Origin of the sequence: Succinivibrio dextrinosolvens DSM 3072 (assembly GCF_900167015.1) — a bacterium.
Classification (GTDB): Bacteria; Pseudomonadota; Gammaproteobacteria; order Enterobacterales; family Succinivibrionaceae; genus Succinivibrio; species Succinivibrio dextrinosolvens.
The window spans coordinates 1-1,642 of sequence record NZ_FUXX01000093.1 but is presented as its reverse complement, the minus strand read 5'-3'; the positions used below and the strand labels follow the sequence as shown (position 1 = coordinate 1,642).

The 1,642-nt window shown below is 37.0% G+C and carries 1 protein-coding gene; it reads left to right on the top strand.

Translation table 11 applies throughout. The features are described 5' to 3' along the window. Positions 1 to 389 precede the first annotated feature (389 nt). Complete coding sequence (locus B5D46_RS11930) at positions 390 to 1,508, top strand: porin (protein WP_159443119.1); 1,119 nt, start codon at positions 390 to 392, stop codon at positions 1,506 to 1,508. Positions 1,509 to 1,642 lie beyond the last annotated feature (134 nt).

The window sequence follows — 1,642 nt, the reverse complement described above, 5'->3', positions numbered from 1 at the left end:
TCTTAAGAGAAAACGCCCTTTTTTGTTTAATTTATTTGATAATATTCACTAGAAGTTTTTCATAAGCCACAGTTTTACTGAAGAACCTTTTTTCATTATAGTCTGAAGTTGCTTTTCTAATCTGTAATCTAGTTTGACTCATTCTCATTTTCTTTGTTTTATCCTGTTTGCATCTACTTTCTTTTCTTATTCATTAAAAATGATCAATGTCAATTTTATTCCGTAAAAAACAAATATCTGCTCTTAATTATATTTCAGTTATGCAATTTTAAATATTATGTATGTGATATAGCTCATATTATTGTTGCAATCCTAATCTAAAGATATTAAAATATCTAATTGTTAGTTAGTTTTGGCTAACACCTTATTTTTGTTTTATGGAATTAATTATGAAAAAAACATTATTAGCATTATCTGTTATTGCTGCAGCAGCTTCTGCAAATGCAGCAACTGTTTATGACAAAGACGGTACCTCTTTAACTCTAGATGGTCGTGTTCAGTCTGTTTTCTATAATGGAAACTATGATAAGGCTGCACAGAAGGATTCATCAATCCAGAATTCAGCTCGTTTCGGTATTGGTGGCAAGACTCAGATCACTGACTGGGTTGCTGGTTTAGGTTATGCACAATGGGATGCTACTGATGGTGCAGAGCACGAGAGTTTTGATGCTCGTGATCAGTACGTTGGTGCTGATTTCGGTGAGTTCGGTCTAGTTAAGGCTGGTCGTTTTCTAGATTCAACCTACTCTGTTGAAGCTGCTACCGATATTTATGAAGATGCTGCTGGTAACGTTCAGGGCAAGTTTAACGGTGAGCGTCGTGGTGGTCAGTTACAGTATACCTATGATAATTACGGTTTCTTTGCTCAGGCTGGTGTTCAGACTGCTCAGGATAAAGCTGCAATGATCGATAATAAATATTTCAATGCAGATGATTCTTATGCAATCGACAGCGGTTTTAATGGTGCATTAGGTTATACTATTGATGACGTTGTATTTGGACCTCTATCATTCAAGGCTGGCTACAGCTATGTTAAGGGCCAGTCAGGAAATGATTTAACAGTTAACAATGCTAATGTAGATTCTGGTAAAGAATTTAACAACTTCAAGCACGCTAATGCATCTATTGCTTGGGGTAATGTAAACTCAGGCTTCTATGTAGCTGCTTTATATGAGCACGCTGCTCTAAGAACTTATAATGATACCTATAAGGTTGTTAACGACGGTTTTGAGTTAGCTGCCGGCTATGCATTCGACAATGGTGTATCTGTTGTTGCTGGTTATGAGAACAGCTTCTATCACAAGAAGAACCTAGCTAATGGTGAGAAGACCAATAAGGCAATTGTTCGTCGTATCCCAGTATTCGTAAACTACACTGTTAACGAAAACTTCAACGTATGGACAGAAGCCGGCTTCAACGCAGGTTCAAGTGCTTCTGCTAAAGATGAAAATGCTCTTAAGTCAGCTCGTGAGACCGTATTCTCAGTTGGTGCTCGTTATACCTTCTAATAGAATCTAGGTATTCACTAAAAAGTCCCTGGCAGAGTTATAGTATGGCCCCAGAAATTGATCACTTAAGTTTCTAGGTCATACTAACAGAATTTAAGGCTTGTTTCCTGAAATTAATTGGAGACAGGCCTTTT

What these genes read in the sequence shown, in the direction of transcription:
- B5D46_RS11930 (WP_159443119.1), top strand. Translation starts at nt 390, where the DNA reads ATGAAAAAAACATTATTAGCATTATCTGTTATTGCTGCAGCAGCTTCT.